The organism is Thiomicrospira sp. R3 (assembly GCF_029581415.1).
GTDB lineage: Bacteria > Pseudomonadota > Gammaproteobacteria > Thiomicrospirales > Thiomicrospiraceae > Thiomicrospira.
In genome coordinates, this window is the sequence record NZ_CP121121.1 from 1,602,605 (window position 1) to 1,618,457 (window position 15,853).

The 15,853-nt window shown below is 47.2% G+C and carries 21 protein-coding genes and 2 pseudogenes; 14 read left to right on the forward strand and 9 right to left on the reverse strand.

The genetic code is table 11. The features are described from left to right. Positions 1-30 precede the first annotated feature (30 nt). Positions 31-1,004: pseudogene (locus P8S55_RS08105) on the reverse strand (IS5 family transposase). A gap of 72 nt (positions 1,005-1,076) precedes the next feature. Between P8S55_RS08105 and P8S55_RS08110 the strand changes: the two are divergent. From P8S55_RS08110 to P8S55_RS08130, 5 genes are all read left to right on the forward strand, one after another. Further along, positions 1,077-2,093: a hypothetical protein gene (locus P8S55_RS08110; protein WP_289223718.1), complete on the forward strand. Its 1,017-nt coding sequence runs from the start codon at positions 1,077-1,079 to the stop codon at positions 2,091-2,093. Between the two features lie 253 nt (positions 2,094-2,346). Continuing rightward, positions 2,347-3,875, forward strand: a protein-coding gene (locus P8S55_RS08115) for an IS3 family transposase (RefSeq protein WP_503010292.1) whose coding sequence is annotated in 2 segments (ribosomal slippage) — positions 2,347-2,782 and positions 2,782-3,875 — 1,530 coding nt in all. Because the reading frame shifts where the segments join, the coding sequence is not laid out codon by codon here. A gap of 6 nt (positions 3,876-3,881) precedes the next feature. Further along, positions 3,882-4,472 (forward strand): integrase core domain-containing protein, encoded by a 591-nt coding sequence (locus P8S55_RS08120; RefSeq protein ID WP_289223719.1) that lies wholly within the window; start codon positions 3,882-3,884, stop codon positions 4,470-4,472. A gap of 141 nt (positions 4,473-4,613) precedes the next feature. Beyond that, complete coding sequence (locus P8S55_RS08125; protein WP_289223720.1) at positions 4,614-4,835, forward strand: TA system antitoxin ParD family protein; 222 nt, start codon at positions 4,614-4,616, stop codon at positions 4,833-4,835. Beyond that, positions 4,822-5,106, forward strand: coding sequence for a type II toxin-antitoxin system RelE/ParE family toxin (locus P8S55_RS08130; protein WP_289223721.1), 285 nt, complete (start codon positions 4,822-4,824; stop codon positions 5,104-5,106). The genes P8S55_RS08125 and P8S55_RS08130 overlap by 14 nt, the downstream gene beginning before the upstream one ends. Before the next feature lie 12 nt (positions 5,107-5,118). Here the strand turns inward: P8S55_RS08130 and P8S55_RS08135 are convergent, their stop codons facing one another. The 4 genes and pseudogenes from P8S55_RS08135 to P8S55_RS11215 all read right to left on the reverse strand — a co-directional run. Further along, complete coding sequence (locus P8S55_RS08135) at positions 5,119-5,376, reverse strand: hypothetical protein (protein ID WP_289223722.1); 258 nt, start codon at positions 5,374-5,376, stop codon at positions 5,119-5,121. A 100-nt stretch (positions 5,377-5,476) separates the two neighbouring features. Beyond that, a complete protein-coding gene (locus P8S55_RS11170) occupies positions 5,477-5,764 on the reverse strand; it encodes an IS3 family transposase (RefSeq protein ID WP_353957007.1) in 288 nt (95 codons plus the stop codon). After that, a complete protein-coding gene (locus P8S55_RS11210; protein WP_503010461.1) occupies positions 5,680-6,078 on the reverse strand; it encodes a DDE-type integrase/transposase/recombinase in 399 nt (132 codons plus the stop codon). The genes P8S55_RS11170 and P8S55_RS11210 overlap by 85 nt, the downstream gene beginning before the upstream one ends. An 18-nt stretch (positions 6,079-6,096) precedes the next feature. Continuing rightward, positions 6,097-6,321 (reverse strand): annotated as a pseudogene (locus P8S55_RS11215) (transposase); the annotation flags it as partial. Between the two features lie 83 nt (positions 6,322-6,404). On the opposite strand from P8S55_RS11215, the gene P8S55_RS08145 reads away from it, so the two are divergent. Genes P8S55_RS08145 through cobS form a run of 5 tightly spaced genes read left to right on the forward strand, consistent with a single transcriptional unit; the run spans position 6,405 to position 9,625 of the window. Continuing rightward, entirely contained in the window at positions 6,405-6,611 is a 207-nt protein-coding gene (locus P8S55_RS08145; RefSeq protein ID WP_289223723.1) for a hypothetical protein, read from the forward strand. Between the two features lie 46 nt (positions 6,612-6,657). After that, the gene (gene cobU, locus P8S55_RS08150) at positions 6,658-7,164 is read left to right on the forward strand and encodes a bifunctional adenosylcobinamide kinase/adenosylcobinamide-phosphate guanylyltransferase (RefSeq protein WP_289223724.1); all 507 of its coding nucleotides are present in this window, start codon (positions 6,658-6,660) and stop codon (positions 7,162-7,164) included. 21 nt (positions 7,165-7,185) lie between these two features. Further along, complete coding sequence (cobT, locus tag P8S55_RS08155) at positions 7,186-8,259, forward strand: nicotinate-nucleotide--dimethylbenzimidazole phosphoribosyltransferase (RefSeq protein ID WP_289223725.1); 1,074 nt, start codon at positions 7,186-7,188, stop codon at positions 8,257-8,259. A gap of 12 nt (positions 8,260-8,271) precedes the next feature. Next, positions 8,272-8,877: a histidine phosphatase family protein gene (locus tag P8S55_RS08160; protein WP_289223726.1), complete on the forward strand. Its 606-nt coding sequence runs from the start codon at positions 8,272-8,274 to the stop codon at positions 8,875-8,877. Between the two features lie 4 nt (positions 8,878-8,881). Further along, positions 8,882-9,625, forward strand: a complete 744-nt coding sequence (cobS, locus tag P8S55_RS08165; protein ID WP_289223727.1) for an adenosylcobinamide-GDP ribazoletransferase — start codon at positions 8,882-8,884, stop codon at positions 9,623-9,625. Here the strand turns inward: cobS and P8S55_RS08170 are convergent. Genes P8S55_RS08170 through cobO form a run of 4 tightly spaced genes read right to left on the reverse strand, consistent with a single transcriptional unit; the run spans position 9,569 to position 13,017 of the window. Next, a complete protein-coding gene (locus P8S55_RS08170; protein WP_289223728.1) occupies positions 9,569-10,456 on the reverse strand; it encodes a cobalamin-binding protein in 888 nt (295 codons plus the stop codon). The genes cobS and P8S55_RS08170 overlap by 57 nt on opposite strands. Next, a complete protein-coding gene (gene cbiB / locus P8S55_RS08175) occupies positions 10,446-11,372 on the reverse strand; it encodes an adenosylcobinamide-phosphate synthase CbiB (protein ID WP_289223729.1) in 927 nt (308 codons plus the stop codon). Before cbiB ends, P8S55_RS08170 begins: the two co-directional genes overlap by 11 nt. Further along, complete coding sequence (locus P8S55_RS08180) at positions 11,359-12,408, reverse strand: aminotransferase class I/II-fold pyridoxal phosphate-dependent enzyme (protein WP_289223730.1); 1,050 nt, start codon at positions 12,406-12,408, stop codon at positions 11,359-11,361. The genes cbiB and P8S55_RS08180 overlap by 14 nt, the downstream gene beginning before the upstream one ends. Beyond that, positions 12,409-13,017 (reverse strand): cob(I)yrinic acid a,c-diamide adenosyltransferase, encoded by a 609-nt coding sequence (gene cobO, locus P8S55_RS08185; protein WP_289223731.1) that lies wholly within the window; start codon positions 13,015-13,017, stop codon positions 12,409-12,411. Positions 13,018-13,150: 133 nt separating this feature from the next. Here cobO and P8S55_RS08190 point away from each other — a divergent pair, with 133 nt between their 5' ends. The 4 genes from P8S55_RS08190 (at position 13,151) to P8S55_RS08205 (ending at position 15,772) form a co-directional block, all read left to right on the forward strand. Then, entirely contained in the window at positions 13,151-13,441 is a 291-nt protein-coding gene (locus P8S55_RS08190) for a DUF6172 family protein (protein WP_289223732.1), read from the forward strand. A gap of 3 nt (positions 13,442-13,444) precedes the next feature. Beyond that, on the forward strand, positions 13,445-14,236 hold the full coding sequence (locus tag P8S55_RS08195; RefSeq protein ID WP_289223733.1) for a M90 family metallopeptidase: 792 nt from the start codon (positions 13,445-13,447) through the stop codon (positions 14,234-14,236). 129 nt (positions 14,237-14,365) lie between these two features. Next, positions 14,366-14,914 (forward strand): DUF2058 domain-containing protein, encoded by a 549-nt coding sequence (locus P8S55_RS08200; RefSeq protein WP_289223734.1) that lies wholly within the window; start codon positions 14,366-14,368, stop codon positions 14,912-14,914. Between the two features lie 207 nt (positions 14,915-15,121). Then, positions 15,122-15,772: a peroxiredoxin gene (locus tag P8S55_RS08205; protein ID WP_289223735.1), complete on the forward strand. Its 651-nt coding sequence runs from the start codon at positions 15,122-15,124 to the stop codon at positions 15,770-15,772. The last annotated feature ends 81 nt before the right edge of the window (positions 15,773-15,853 follow it).

The following is a 15,853-nucleotide window of genomic DNA, read 5'->3' on the forward strand; positions in this document are numbered from 1 at the left end:
TGTTTTTTGGATACACGCACCCCTTGAGCCTTAGCTCAGTTGTATGTTTATTGCGCGTTTTAGGTTGTATCCAATACACATGAGTGTTAATTTTGCCGCATTGCGCTTTAGGCCGTTATAGCGGGCTTGTGCCATTCCATAGTGCTGTTTTAATACACCAAAGGTGCGCTCCACGATGTAGCGTACTTCTGAGGCTAATCGGTTGTGTTGCTTTTGTTGTTCGGTGAGCGCTGTATTGCGATAAGCACGGTGCAGGATGTTATTTTTAATCCGCTTGGTTTTGAGTAGTTTGTCGTGCGCTTGGCTTTTGTAGGCACTATCGGCATACACGACTTTTCGCTGCCCGTTAATAGGGTCTCGAAGGTCTGAGAGTCGTGGCTTGATCCGGTGGTGAAGTCGTTGGTTTTAATGAATCCGTCTTCATCGACATTAATGTGGGCTTTAAAACCGTAGGTCGATGTTTTCTTGCCATTGGAGGCGGTTTTGACATTGTAGCTGGCCTGGGTGTCTTGGGTGTTTTCGCCTTTGGCGTTTTTGTTGGGGCGGTTGTTTTTGGCTTGGATAACACTGGCATCAATAATACTGACTTCACCGGCTTTCATGATCAGGCCTTGTTGGCGCAGCTGATGATTGATGTTTTCAAATAGGGCATCCAATAGGTTGTCTTGTTGTAGACGTTGGCGAAAACGCCAGATGGTAGAGTGATCAGGTACACTATCGGTTAAGCTGAGCTGGACAAAGCGACGAAATAATAAATCGCGAGCCAGTTGTTTTTCACAGGCTGGATCGCTGAGGTTGTACCAGGTTTGTAATAATAGGATCTTGAACATGAGTAGTGGTGGGAAGGCACGCTCACCCATTGGGTTGTTATGGATATTGAGCATTAAGGCTTCACACGCTGACCAGTCAATTAGCTCTTCAACTCCATCTAATTCATTGAGTGCCGGATGGGGGCAGATAAGTGCATCAGCGAGTGAGGTCTGTGAGAGGTTTTTCCATGCCATGTGATAAAATCCAGTTATATGTAATAATTGTTTGTTATTTTAACTCTTAATCGCAAAACTTGCAGATTTATAGTGGTTTGGCAAGCTTTTCTCGTGCAAAGGTCTCAAGATGAAGAAAAAACTATTTTAAAAATTGCAATTGGTTATGGGCACAAAGAAAAAGATATACCTTTACTCACTAAGGAAGAGTCAAGGCGGCTTGAGGAAATATTTTCCGTGGTGAACAAGTCTGATAGAAGGATTACGGCTGAAGAAAAAAAACAAGTGATCGAAAAAACATCAACGCCGAAAATTATTACCGATGCGTTCATAAAAGCAATACAGTCGGCACCCTTTCAAACGCCTAACTCAAAAAGAGGAGAGAAATTTATTTGCTTTAAAAAGGACAGATACGTTTATCTTCTTGAACCCGGATTTCGAGATCTTTTTTTAAGCCAATTACCAGAAGATTTGGCGGCTGCTTTTGGTGATGGGTTTAGACGGATCGGGAACATGAGTCAACCAACCGTTGCGTTGATTAATCATTTGAAAGAACTAGGCTGGTTGGTTGAGGAAGGTAATGGGATGAGAAGTGAGTGCGGACTCTGGACGGTTGAGATTGGCACAAAAGTTTTTAACGGAGTGTTGGCGGTAAATCTACCCGAGAGCATTTCAAGTGATTTGCCAGAAAACTCAGAGTACGAGGTTCGATTTAATTGCCCGTTAAAGATAGGCCTTAAAACTGTAAATAAACCAGAAGACAGGATACCGAGAGAAGATCTTAGCGCCTTGGAGAAAAAAGCCAAACAGCTGTCAGCAGTTCACGGTGGAGATTATAAGAAAATTTTAGAACAGCTAAAAAAAGCAGAGGAGGGAAGTCCGCCCGAGCCTGCTGAAAGTAACGCTAAAGTGATTTCTGAAAAAAAACCTGAAAAAAACAGTGGGGGTGACAAGGGAGCTGAAAACCCTCTTTCAGATGAGGAAGTTTTAAGTTTAGAAAAAAAGGCCAAGCAGTTGGTAGCGGCTCACGGAGGAAGTTATCAAAAAGTTCTTTCTGAGATTAAAGCGAGAAAAGAAGCAGAGAAGCTAAGCAAGAAGGAGACATTTTAAAAAGTAAAACCCGTTCATACCACAAATAACTGCTATGTAATGTAGTGTTGTAAAAACTAAGTTGTAACAAAAAAAGGAAAAGAAAATGTCAACAACCCCGCCTTGAAAGGCGAGGCTTGTAAAAGCCTCGTTGACCAGAGGGCTTAATCTTAGATTAAGCAGCAGACGATAACGGGTCGTTAAGACTTACCCCCTGTGTCAGAATAGTTGTCGCTTTTAGTAAACGAGACAGGTAGGCGGATTAGGATGTAAAATGACGCACGTAAATACACAAAGAAAAGAAGCGATACTCAAAAAACTATTGCCACCGCACAACCAATCGGTGTCGCTTATTGCGCAACAAGAGCAGATTGGTAAATCAACCCTCTACTCCTGGTTAAAACAAGCCAAGCAGCAAGGTTTAGCCGTGCCCGGTAGTCAAGCGCATAACGCACAGCATTGGTCTAATGAAGCCAAGTTGGCGGTCATTATTGAAACCGCGCCAATGAACCAGCTTGAAACCAGTGAGTACTGCCGCCAAAAAGGCCTGTTTATTGAACAGCTCAAGCAGTGGAAAGACGAGTTCACTACCCAAGCCTCACAAGCCAATAGCGACCTCAAACAAGCGCACGCTAAAATTAAAGAACTGCAAAACGAGCTCAGTCGCAAAGAAAAAGCGCTGGCTGAAGCGGCCGCACTGTTGGTACTACAAAAAAAGTACCGCGCGCTGTTGGGGGACGAGGCATTATGACCACCCCTCAGCAGCGCCAAGAGATTATTGACCTGATAGAACAATCCGTTCGTGAAGGGGCACGGCGTAGCGCCGCCTGTCAATGCCTGGGACTATCTATGCGCACCCTACAGCGCTGGTATCCCAAGGGTAAAGGCTACTTAGCGTTTGACCAGCGTCCCATTGCTGTGCGGTTGCGTCCATCCCATGCGCTGAGCGAACAAGAGCGTTTATTGATCATTGAAACAGCGAACCAGCCTGACTATGCCAGTCTGCCGCCTTCAAAAATCGTGCCGCTATTGGCGGATAAGGGGCAATATCTGGCCAGTGAATCGAGCTTTTACCGTGTTCTCAAAGCTCATGACCAGCTCCATCACCGAGGACGTGCTAAAGTTGCAAAAAAACCACGCCAGCCGGTGACCCATCACGCCTTTGCACCCAATCAAGTGTGGATGTGGGATGTTACCTGGTTACCCAGTCAAGTGAAGGGGCAATACTTCTATCTGTACATGGTGAGTGACCTCTATAGTCGCTACGGTGTAAGTTGGGAAGTGCATGCCGCCGAGACGGGTCACAACGCGGCTGAGCTGATGAATCAAGCGGTTATTAAGCATAAGTTATGTGGTGCACCCAAGCCGGTACTTCATAGTGACAATGGCAGTATCATGAAAAGCATGACGCTCAAGGCCAAGCTTGAATCACTGGGGATACAACAATCGTTTAGCCGCCCTCGGGTTAGCAATGACAACGCCTATATTGAATCGTTCTTTAGAACACTCAAATACGTGCCTAATTGGCCTACAAAGGGGTTTAGTGATATTGAGCATGCGCGACGTTGGGTACAAAGCTTTATGGGCTGGTACAACGAGCAGCACCTGCACAGTCGGCTCAAGTTTGTGACGCCAGGGCAGCGTTACCGCGGTGAAGATGCGCGAATATTGGCCAAACGCGCACAGGTTTATGAACAGGCGAAGGCAAAAAGCCCAGCACGCTGGCGTTCTAAGGTGCGAAACTGGACACCGATAGGCGCTGTGGCGTTAAACCCGGATAATCTTGAACGGGTGAATGGATAAAATGGGATGAAAAACACGACAACTATCTTGACGAACACCGGTGACCTCTATAGTCGCTACGGTGTAAGTTGGGAAGTGCATGCCGCCGAGACGGGTCACAACGCGACTGAGCTGATGAATCAAGCGGTTATAAAACAGAAATTAGTTAACGCACCCAAGCCGGTATTGCACAGTGACAATGGCAGTATCATGAAAAGCATGACGCTCAAGGCCAAGCTTGAATCACTGGGGATTCAACAATCGTTTAGCCGTCCTCGGGTTAGCAATGACAACGCCTATATTGAATCGTTCTTTAGAACACTCAAATACGTGCCTAATTGGCCTACAAAGGGGTTTAGTGATATTGAGCATGCACGTCGTTGGGTACAAAGCTTTATGGGCTGGTACAACGAGCAGCACCTGCACAGTCGGCTCAAGTTTGTGACGCCAGGGCAGCGTTATCGGGGTGAGGATAAACAGATACTTACCAAGCGAGCGCAGGTTTATGAACAAGCAAAGGCAAAAAACCCAGCACGCTGGCGATCTAAGGTGCGCGACTGGACACCGATAGGCGCTGTGGCGTTAAACCCGGATAATCTTGAACGGGTGAATGGATAAAATGGGATGAAAAACACGACAACTATCTTGACGAACACCGTCCTTTTGTAAATTTTGGGTATAGAAAAGCCCGAGCAGGTCGGGCTGGTATGTTTTGTGGTAAATTGCTACAATAAATAAACTATATTGCAGGAGGTTAATATGGCAACAGCTAGTATCCGAATTGATCAAACACTGTTTGAGAAAGCCAGTATTATGGCGCAAGCGGCTAGTCGCTCAATCCCAAAGCAAATTGAGCACTGGGCTAAAATCGGTGAAATCATGGAAGACAATCCCGATTTGCCCTATGAGTTTGTAAGACAAGCGATGATTGCTAAAGCTGAAAAAGACGCTGGAAAGCTTGAGCCCTATGAGTTTGGTTGAAACCGTATTACAGGCACCAAACTTCAAAAAAGCCGCTAAGAAGTTGCATAAGAATCAAAAAGCGGATCTCGATCAAGCTGTCAGTTTTCTGGTTGAACAACCCTTAAGCGGCGAGCAGAAAAAAGGTGATCTTGCATATCTACGTGTTTATAAGTTCAAGATGGTAAATCAAGAAACGCTTCTCGGGTATAGCTATGAAGAAAACCAACTTATCCTTGGGCTATTAGCACTCGGAAGTCATGGAAACTTTTACCGAGATTTAAAAAGCTAGAGCCTAGTGAGCTCAAGCCGCTTGCACTAAAAACCGCCTTGAACCGGCTGAGGATTTAAAGTAAGGCGCTATCAGTTCAGGGTGATCCGCTTTTAAGCTGGTGGTATCCAAGCGTAAAGATGATTTAGATTGCTTCCAGCTCACACGACCATTATGAAAGGTTGCCACGGACGCGCTACCCATCGCCTGCTGGATTTGATTGATCTTAGAGCGAACCAATACCAGTTGATCAAATGCCGTCGATAATACCAAGTCCTTACTAAAATTCACGGTTTTGCTGTTATCGCTTGGAAATAACCATCGTAATGCCTGTGAAGCCGAATCCGAACTATCCGCAGGCGGTGGAATATCACGTTCAACAAATGGACTGTCAACCCTTTTTCGTACACAAAGACGCCCATTTTCTATCTAACGCCTGCATAGCCCTGACCCATTGATTTTCATACGCTACGGGCGAGTAATGATCATTCGTGCTGTGCATTCTTTGGTGGTTGTACCAGCCAATATAATCGGACACATCGTGTAACGCTTGTTTGCCTGTGGTGTACGTTGAGCGATAGACGCGTTCTTTTTTCAGGCTGGCAAAAAAGCTTTCGACACAAACTGGCTGCCTTGGTCGGTGTGGATAATCAGCCCGCGTGTGGGTTTTCGGTTCCACAGTGCTCTCAATAACGCTCTTTTGACCAGCTGGGCATCCATTCGATTATCCATCGCCCAACCGACCACACGGCGTGAATAGAGGTCTATAAACACCGCTAAGTATTGCCAGCCTTCAAGCGTGCGAATGTAACTGATGTCCGCAACCCATTTTTGATTGGGGCCTTTAACATCAAATTGACGTTTGAGTGCATTGGCGCCAATCCGGCCATCGTCAATATGGGCTACATTGCGATTACGGTAACGCTGGCGTGTGGCGACGTTTAGCCCTAGCGCTTTCATACGCTCGATGATGCGCAGGCGACTGACTTCCAGCTTATGCTCGCGTTTGAGCCGGCGATTCTCTGCTTCTAGATCAACCGGTTTAGTCATTGCGGGTTGGATTGCGCCTTTTTCTTTATTGGCGCGACGGTATTTGTCAACCCAGCCATAAAGCGTGTTGTCTTTGATGTCTAAATCGCGCGCTATTTGCGCAATCGTTTTTGACCCTTCAAGCGCCATTTCAATCGCTTGTTGCTTGAGTTGGTCGTCATAGCGTTTTGGGTGTTTGATTGTCATGTTCCATTCCTCGTATTTCAGTCACATTTTAACGTGTCTTTGTGTACGAAGGATTCTAGCCAGTCCATACCCCAGAAGAGGTTATGCATGGCCTGTATCCAAAGCGTGTAATTGATACTGTTCTGGACGCCATGACCGACCATGAGAAGCTTTCAATGGAAGTGCTAGAAAACCCAGACGTAGGCAGGCGCTTTGCGATGTTGTTGCTGAAGCTTTTAAAACAGCCAGATATGCCGGCTTTAGGGATGATGAAAAGTGAAGTGTGTATAATAATCGGCATTGAAAAATGATTCCCCCCGATTTAATACATTTCAACCACCGATAAAGGGAGGTGTTTTGGCTGTTCATTTTATTTTAGGTGGCGCGCGTTCGGGTAAAAGTGGGTATGCCGAGCAACTCGCCGCTGCGACCCCTGACCCCGTCTGTTATATTGCCACCGCGCAAATTCACGATGCTGAAATGCAAGCACGCATTGCCCATCATCAAGCTCAACGTCCACACCATTGGCAGACTCTTGAAATTGACACCGACTTGGCGACTGCTCTGACCTGTCAACCCAAGGGTGCGAAAGTGATTATAGACTGCTTAACGCTATGGTTGATGCAGTGTTTTGCAACCTATCCTCCCATCAACCTTACGCCTGTTGACGAGTTTTTAGCGGCTTTAAAATCGTTTGATGGCGAGTTGTGGATGGTATCCAATGAGATTTCAATGGGTGTGGTGCCCATGGGCGCCTTATCGCGTGATTATGTGGATAGTTTAGGACGTTTGCATCAGCAAATCGCCGCTTTAGCGGATCAGGTCACGCTGATGGTGGCCGGTATTGCGCTAAAAGTAAAATAATTACCAAAACGAGGCAGGGAAATGGAACAAAGTAGCTGGTTTCACCAATCTATTCAACCGCTTAACCAAGCGGCCAAGCAAGCGGCAAAATTGCGTCAAACCCAGCTCACCAAACCGGCAGGTTCGCTGGGGCGGTTAGAGGAATTAGCGGTGCGCTTGACGGCGATGCAGGCCAGAGAATTTCCTAAGATGAACCAGGCCTGGGTGAGTGTGTTTGCTGGCGATCATGGTTTGGCGCAGGCGGGCGTATCGGCATTTCCAGCCGAAGTCACCGCGCAAATGGTACATAATTTTTTGCACGGTGGGGCGGCGATTGCTGTTTTAGCGAAGCAACAGCATATGGATTTTGAAGTGGTTGATGTCGGTGTGAGTTCGGACTTCCAACCACAACCCTACCCTGAAGGGCATAAAGGCCTGGTTATCGCCAAGGTTGCGAAGGGCACGGCATCAAGTTTAGACCAGGCGGCAATGAGTCATGCGCAATGTTTAGCGGCGTTAGAAGCGGGTAAACAGGCGGCAGAACGCGCATTTGCAGCCCAGGCCGATTGTTTTATCGGCGGTGAAATGGGGATTGGTAATACCAGTGCCGCCAGTTTGTTGATTGCTAAATTGACCGGTCATGCGCTAGCTCCGTTAGTCGGTGCTGGCACAGGCTTGGATAGTGCCGGCGTTGAGCGTAAAAGGGCTATTTTGGCGCAGGTATTGGAAAAGCATGCGGCGGTGGAATCACAGGATGCTTTAGCGGTGTTAGCGACGTTCGGTGGCTTTGAAATAGCGGCGTTAGCCGGGGCCTATATTCGCTGTGCGCAATTGGGTTTGCCGGTATTGGTGGATGGGGTGATTAGCAGCGCGGCGGCACTGGTAGCCGAACAGTTGTGCCCAGGCGCAAAGGATTGGTGGATTTTTAGTCATTTGTCGGTGGAACCGGCCCATCAGGTTTGTTTGAATGCGCTTGGGGCGCAGCCATTGTTGCAATTGGATTTACGCTTAGGCGAAGGCTCGGGCGCAGCGCTGGCTTGGCCCTTGGTGCAGCAGGCCTGCTGGTTACACAATCAAATGGCGACGTTTGCTGAGGCCGCGGTGTCAGAATCTTAATTTGGTCTAATAATGAATAGAATTTATCTGGTTCGCCATCCCGCTTTATTGACGAATGGTTCGCCGACACCGTTTATGGGGCGCACAGATTGTTTGGCGGACGCTGAGAGTGCATTAGGCTTGCAACCAGCCTTGATGAGGTTGCGGGTGGATAGATTGGTTAGCTCACCGCTGCAGCGATGCGCACGCTTGGCTAAAGATTTAGCTGAGCAGACAAATTTGCCTTTGCAGTTTGATGCGAACTGGCAAGAACGGGATTGGGGTGCTTGGGATGGTTGTAGCGTAACGGATATTGACGCTCACGCTTTGCAAGCCTATTACGATGCCCCTTTTGATTACTCGATAGACCAAGCCGAAACCGTTGATGTGATGCAGGCGCGGATTAACCAGGCCTGGTTAGAGCTAGTGGCGTTGCAGCAGGATGTGTTGTGTATTACCCATGGCGGGCCAATGCGTTTGGTGTTGCAGCAGGTGTTGGGTTTGAGCAATAGCGCTTTGTTTCAGTTGAAAATACACTATGGCACGCTGATTGGGTTTGAGGTGTATCCCACCGAGCAGGGCGTTTTTGCACAACTCTGTTTAATCCAACCCTTGCTTGGCGATAAAGTAAAAGGCTAATTCCATGACGCAGGTTTTAAAACCCTTTTGGTTGGCGTTGCAGTTTTTCACCCGCTGGCCAACACCGCAGTTTGCCGAGGTGTCCGAACAGGATATGGGGCGCGCTTTAGCTTGGTTACCGGTCATTGGGCTGTTGATCGGTGGTGTGCTGTGGGGTGTGAGTTTGCTAAATAGTGGGTTGCCCAGCACGCTGGTAGCGCTGTTGGTTTTGGTGTTGTGGGTGTGGCAAACCGGCGCGCTGCACATTGATGGCGCGGCTGACTTTGCGGATGGTTGGCTGGCCGGTTGTGGCCATCGTGAACGTGCGTTAGAGGTAATGAAAGACAGCCGTATCGGCACCGGTGGCGGGGTGGCGATAGGGTTGCTGCTGTTGGCGAAGTGGGTTTTATTGGTTGAATTGTTGAACGCGGATTTAGCACTCTGGTTGCTGGTTATTCCGCTCCTGGCCAGAGTGAGTTCGCTGGTGTTGATGATGACCACGGATTATGCCAGTCAAAATGGCATGGCGGAGTCGATGTTTCGCTGCGTAAATCGACCGATGGTTTGGATTTGGTGGGCGCTAAGTGTCGGTTTTGTGCTGGTTTTACAACCAGGCCTGGTGGTATTGATAGCGGTTTGGTTTTGGGTTCGCTGGATTATTTTGCGCACACTGGGCGGAATGAACGGCGATAGCGCCGGGATGATGACAGAGTTAATGGAGCTGTTTGTGATGTTCGGCTTGATTAGCCTGGCGTACCTGGTCTATTAACTGACATAACGGCGCCAGCCCGTCAATTAAGCGGGCGGTTGGGCGTTGATATTGGTCGGCATTTAAGGTAAATAGATGTTGGTTTTGGGTGGCTTGTAAAAAAGGCACGGCTCGCCAATGAGCTAACCAGGCCTGCTGCATTTCACCCATACCGCCTAGTAGAATTAAGTTTGGGTTGGCTTTAATCACCGCTTCACGACTGACTTTTGGGGCGAGCGCGGTTTGGTCAGCAAAGACATTGACCCCGCCACATAACCTAATCGCTTGACCAATAAACTGTTCGCCATTGACGGTGATTAAGGGTTGATGCCATACCTGATAAAACACACTGATGGGTGAGGCGTGCTGATAGTCTTGGCTAAGTTGGGTGAGTTGGTCGCTTAAACGCTTGGCTTCGGCATTCGCTGTGTGGCTGTTACCTGTTAGGCGTCCAATTTCTGCAATCAGCTTGGGAATGTCGGCCAGTTGTTGGGTGTCGCGCACCAGCACCTTAAAGCCCATGTTTTGTAAACGCGCAATATCTTGTGGTTTATTGCCCGAGGCCCAAGCGAGAATTAAATCAGGATTTAGCTCAATAATGCGCTCAAGATTGAGCGCATTGTAGCTGCCTACATTGGCTTTATTTAGTGCATCGTTAGGATAGTCTGAGTAATTAACCACGCCGACCAATTGAGCGCCAGCGCCGGCTGAGTATACCAGTTCGGTTAGGCTCGGCGCCAGCGAGATGATGCGTTGTACCGGTTCAATCGTTTGCGCTTGCAAAGTTTGTGTAAACAGCGATAGGCTGACCAGCAGCCAAGTGCTGTGTTTGAAAACCGCGTTAAACCACATAAAACACTAATCCTATTAAAATGATTAACACTAAACAAAAATCGATAGCTGTGCGATAGCCTAAGGCGGCGCTTAGATGACAAGTCCCCACCGAGCGCGGGTCTTGCGGATGACCAAAATAAGGTTTCGCCTTGAGTTCGCCAAAATAGCGGGTGGGGCCGCCGAGTTGTGCCTTAATCACCCAAGCCATGGCGCTAATCGGATAGCCCGCATTGGGGCTGGCATGGTCACGCGCTTGTTGCCAAATATGTTTCAGTTGGCCTTGGCGCCCCACGAGCATAATCAGCAGTGCGGTGAGCCGAGCGGGGATCCAGTTGACGATATCATCCAGCCTAGCCGCCACCTTACCAAAACGCTCATAACGTACGGTGCGATAGCCTACCATAGAATCTAAGGTGTTAATCGCTTTATACACCACCAGGCCTGGTAGCCCCAGCAATAAAAAATAAAACAACGGCGCTACCACGCCATCACTGAGGTTTTCGGCATAGGTTTCAATGCCTGCTTTATAACATTCGCTCGGGGTTAAATCGGCGGTATCACGGCTGACCAGCATCGCAAGCGGTTGCTGGGGTTCTGGGTTGTTCAGCAGGGCGTGCACACTGTCATACAGCATACGGTGGGCGAAAAAAATGGAGGCGAGCACCGAGCCGAGTAGCAGGCTGAGCCACAGCGCCAAGCCATTTAAAAACCCTTGCGCTATGCTTGCCAGCACGCCACAACAGACTAAAACCCAGAGCACCAACCAAGCACCGTTGCGGATATGGTCGCGGTAAAAACGCTTTTCAAACCCGCTAATCAGTTTGCCGATGCCGACTACTGGGTGAGTGCGGTTTAAAAATTCACCCACCCAACGGTCAATCAATAATCCAAACAGCGCAACCAGTAAAATCCAAACGGGATCAAAGAGCAACATCGGTTTTATTCAGTCCAGCAATTAGCCGTTGATGAATTGCAGGTGTTTGCACCGCAATGCGCAGATAACAGTCGCCTAAGCCAAAACTATCACAGGCACGCACCAAGATACCTTGCTGTTGTAAACCCAGACTGAGTAGGCGAGCGGGCTGACGAGTTTTAACCAGCACAAAATTAGCGTTCGTTGGACACACCTGTTCAATTAATGGATGCGAGCTTAATTGATTGACCAAATCCACTTTGGCATCCGACAACCAGGCCTGGCTGCGCCTATCAAAATCGCTATCTTGTAACGCCTGGATTAGATAATCGCTATCGCGCGTTGAAATCGGCCAACTGGGTTGGGGCCATTGGTTAAGCGTGTCGGACTGAGCAAACACCGCACCAATCCGCACACCCGGGCAGGCGTAATATTTGGTGAGGGATTGTAAAATAAATAACCTAGGCCACTCTTTAAGTAAACCACGAAAACTCGATGTCGCTTCAAAGCCGATAAACGGCAAAAAAGACTCATCCACCAGCACCCAGCAATCCTGCTCTTTCCAATGAGCTATTAATGGGGCCAGCTGTTCGGGTGAGTAATAATGCCCATCAGGGGTAGAAGGGTTTACCCAGACTACCCAAGCGTTTTTGGGCACAGGTTGATGTAACCAAGTCGAGTTGTCGCGGCGGGATATTTCGCTGGATTGTTGGCTATAAATATTCGCAGCACGTTGGTATTCGCTGTAAATCGGCGTGTAAAGCACGGTATGAGCAGGGCGAAAGTGAGCGAACAGATTTAGAATCGCGCTAGAAATACCATTGGTGATGCAGATTTGTGAGCCACGGAGCGCAAATTTTTTGGCCAGCGCATCACGCAAATCCGCCGGGTCAAGGGGTGGGTAGTGGCGCAATAAGTCTGGGTTTAATCGCCGTTCGACAAGCGGTTTAATCGGGTTAATGCTGGCCGATAAATCAATGAGCTTCATCAAAGCCTGCTCATTGCTATAGCCGAGTTGCTGCGCCAGTGCAAAAAACTGTCCACCGTGCTCCCTCATTTAAAGATCAATGCCTTTTTGGGCTTGAATACCCGCTTTATAGGCGTGTTTTTCATCTTTGATTTCAGAAACGGTATCGGCGAGTTCACGCAATGGCGCAACCGCTGAACGACCGGTGACGACCACATGCTGCATCTCAGGCTTCTGGCTCAGTCCGTTTAAAACCTCGTCCTTATCTAAATAATCGTAGCTGAGTAGATAGGTCAGTTCATCCAGAACCACTAGATCATAACTTGGATCGCTAAGCATCTTCATCGCCACTTGCCAAGCGGCTTTCGAGGTGGCTATGTCCTGTTCACGGTTTTGCGTGTCCCAAGTGAAGCCATCGCCCAGAACATGCCATTCGCAGTTGGCGAATTGGCTAAAAAATGCCTCTTCACCGGTATCGGTGCGGCTTTTAAGAAACTGACATACACCCACTTTCATGCCATGACCTAAGGCGCGCGCCACCATACCAAATGCTGAGGTGGATTTACCCTTGCCGTTGCCGCTAATCACCAGTAGCAGACCCTTTTTCTGGTCGGCGCGGGCAATCGCGGCATCAATTTGTGCTTTTTTACGTGCCATACGGATATTGTGGTATTCGGTTTTTTTATCAACTTCGCTCATTTTTTGGCATCCTTAAAAATAAAGTGCTCAGTTTACAAAAAATAACCCATTTAAAGGTGAATAAATCTACTGATTTAGCAAAAGGCTCTATAATTCATCCATTGTTTTAATCCTTTGTTAAATTGAGAAAACCATGAAAAAAACCTTTGCACTGACCCATGAGAAAAAAGCCACCGCTCGACTTGTTGATGCGATCAAAAATGAGATCAAAAAATACCTAAAACGTGAGCGTGCTAAAACCCTGCCAAATGATGTGGATTTTTGGGATTTCGATTGCCGTTTTGGTGCCGATGCCGCTAGTGCAAAAAAACTGCATATTGCTGAAATGAACGCCGCACTCGATCAAGCTGAAACCGATCAATTAACCAGCTGCTATATTGAAATTGTTGCAAAGCCGGGTTATAGAACACCTAAAGAAAAATAAGCCGTGTTGAGTTGTATCTATTGGTTTAAGCATTGGCAAATTCGGCGTATTTTAAAGCGCCACACCATCCCTCATGCCCCATGGCATGCCTTAATGGCCGAGGACAAACTGTTTAGCGGTTTAAGCTCGGTACAAAAAGCTTATTTACGTGAACTCGCAAGTCTATTCATTTATCAAAAAAACCTTAGGGTTGCCCAAGGCATGCTTTTAAGTTCTGCGATGCAGATCAAAATTGCCGCCCATGCGTGTTTATTGATTTTAGAATGGGATTTGGGTGCCTACCAAGGCTGGCGGGATATTATTGTTTACCCAACAGGTTTTATCGTTGAGCGCGATGAGGTGGATGAACTGGGGGTCGTATCGCATCAACAACAGGTACTAGAGGGCGAGGCTTGGTTAACCGGGCCGGTTGTGCTCGAATGGCAAAGCTTTGATGAGCAAACACGTAGCTTCACGCCTGGGCACAATCTGGTGTTGCATGAGTTTGCGCACAAATTAGATATGCTTAATGGTGCCGCCAATGGGATGCCACCGCTTCACCCATCGATGAAACGTGAAGACTGGACGCAGGCTTTTAGCCAAGGCTTTGCCCAGTTGCAACATCAGGTTGAATTTGGGCTTAATCCCACAATCAATGCCTATGCCGCAACCGATCCTGCGGAGTTTTTTGCGGTGAGCAGTGAATACTTTTTTACCGCACCTGCTCTATTGCACCGCCATTTTCCAAGAGTTTATCAACAGCTTAAACTATTCTATCGCCAAGACCCGCTGGCGCGTTTAAATCGGTGCGCTTAAATCATTGATTCTCTGGTTTGCCGTTGTTCTCTTGGCTTTGGGTGAACTAGTGGACTGGTGCTGCACAACAGGTTACAATTTTATTTTGAGCAATTTGTATGGCGCAATTGACTAGTTAAAGGAAATAGCATGGCGGGATCGTTATTTGATCAGTTAAAAAAGTCCGGGTTGGTGAATGAGCATAAGGCCAAACAGATAAAAAGAGAGAAGTATCAGCAAACCAAACAACCGAAAAGTCAAAAAGACCTACAGTCAGAAAATGACGCCGCTAAGTTGGTCGCTGAAGCCAAACGTTTAAAGGCAGAAAAAGACCGTCAGCTAAATTTGGAGCGTCAACAGCAGCAAGCTGAGCGCGCTAAACAAGCTGAGTTAAAACAGATTTTGCAATCTAATCAGCTAAAAGGGTTTGGCGGTGAGATAGCTTTTAACTTTGCGGACGACAAACAGGTTAAAACCCTGCAAGTAAACGCCACGACCCATCAGCGTTTAGGGTCAGGTAAAATTCGTATCGCACGTTTAGAAGGTGCGTATTTACTGATACCCGATACAGCCGTTGAAAAAATCGAACTGCGTGACCCTAGCGTGCTGATTCCGTTTGCCGATAAAGACGATTCCAGCTCGCAACAAGACCAAGATTACTACGCCAAATTTGAAATCCCAGATGATTTGGTTTGGTAGGCGCTTAACCTATCCATAATGATGCTGATAAATGATGCAGTTATTAGGATGCTTAAGTTAATAGTTAAAAGCTATCGAAATGTAATAAATATTTAATTTGATTAATGAGTAAGTGCTGGTTAACATATAAATCAAGGTTAATAAATCTTATGCCTATATTAAGTTTATTAATTTATTGAGGTTAAATGTCTATTTAGGAGTTACAAGATGGAAAATCAAGAACAAATCATTTCATTACCACGCTTAAATGAACCAGCTCCAGCTTTTAATGCTGTAACCACTCATGGTCGTAAAACACTTGAAGACTACAAGGGCAAATGGCTAATTCTTTTTTCACACCCTGCGGACTTTACGCCCGTTTGTACCACAGAGTTTATTGCTTTCCAAGAGCGCAAGCCTCTGTTTGATGCAATGAACTGTGAGTTACTTGGCTTGTCCATTGACTCTCACCACTCTCATGTCGCTTGGATTTTAAATGTTAAAGAGAAGTTTGGTGTTGACTTGGAATTTCCAATTATTGCTGATCTTGATATGAAAGTAGCGAAAAATTACGGTATGGTGCATCCTGGTGCAGCAGATACGTCTGCGGTACGGGCTACCTTTATCATTGATGACAAAGGTGTACTCCGTGCAATGATGTATTATCCGATGAGTAACGGTCGCTCTATGGATGAGTTTGTTCGTCTTGTAAAAGCCATGCAAACTTCCGATGAGCACAAAGTAGCCACTCCGGCAGCTTGGCAACCGGGCGATAAAGTTATTGTTCCTCCAGCAGCAACAATAGAAGAGGCTAAAGCACGTATGGCTTCTGGCGAATATGACTGCGTTGATTTCTATTTTTGCACTAAATCAATCTAAAGCCACATGCTCTAAAAAGCGATATGATTTAGCCATTAAATCATGAAAAATAAAAAGCCAAAGCCTTTCAGCTTTGGCTTT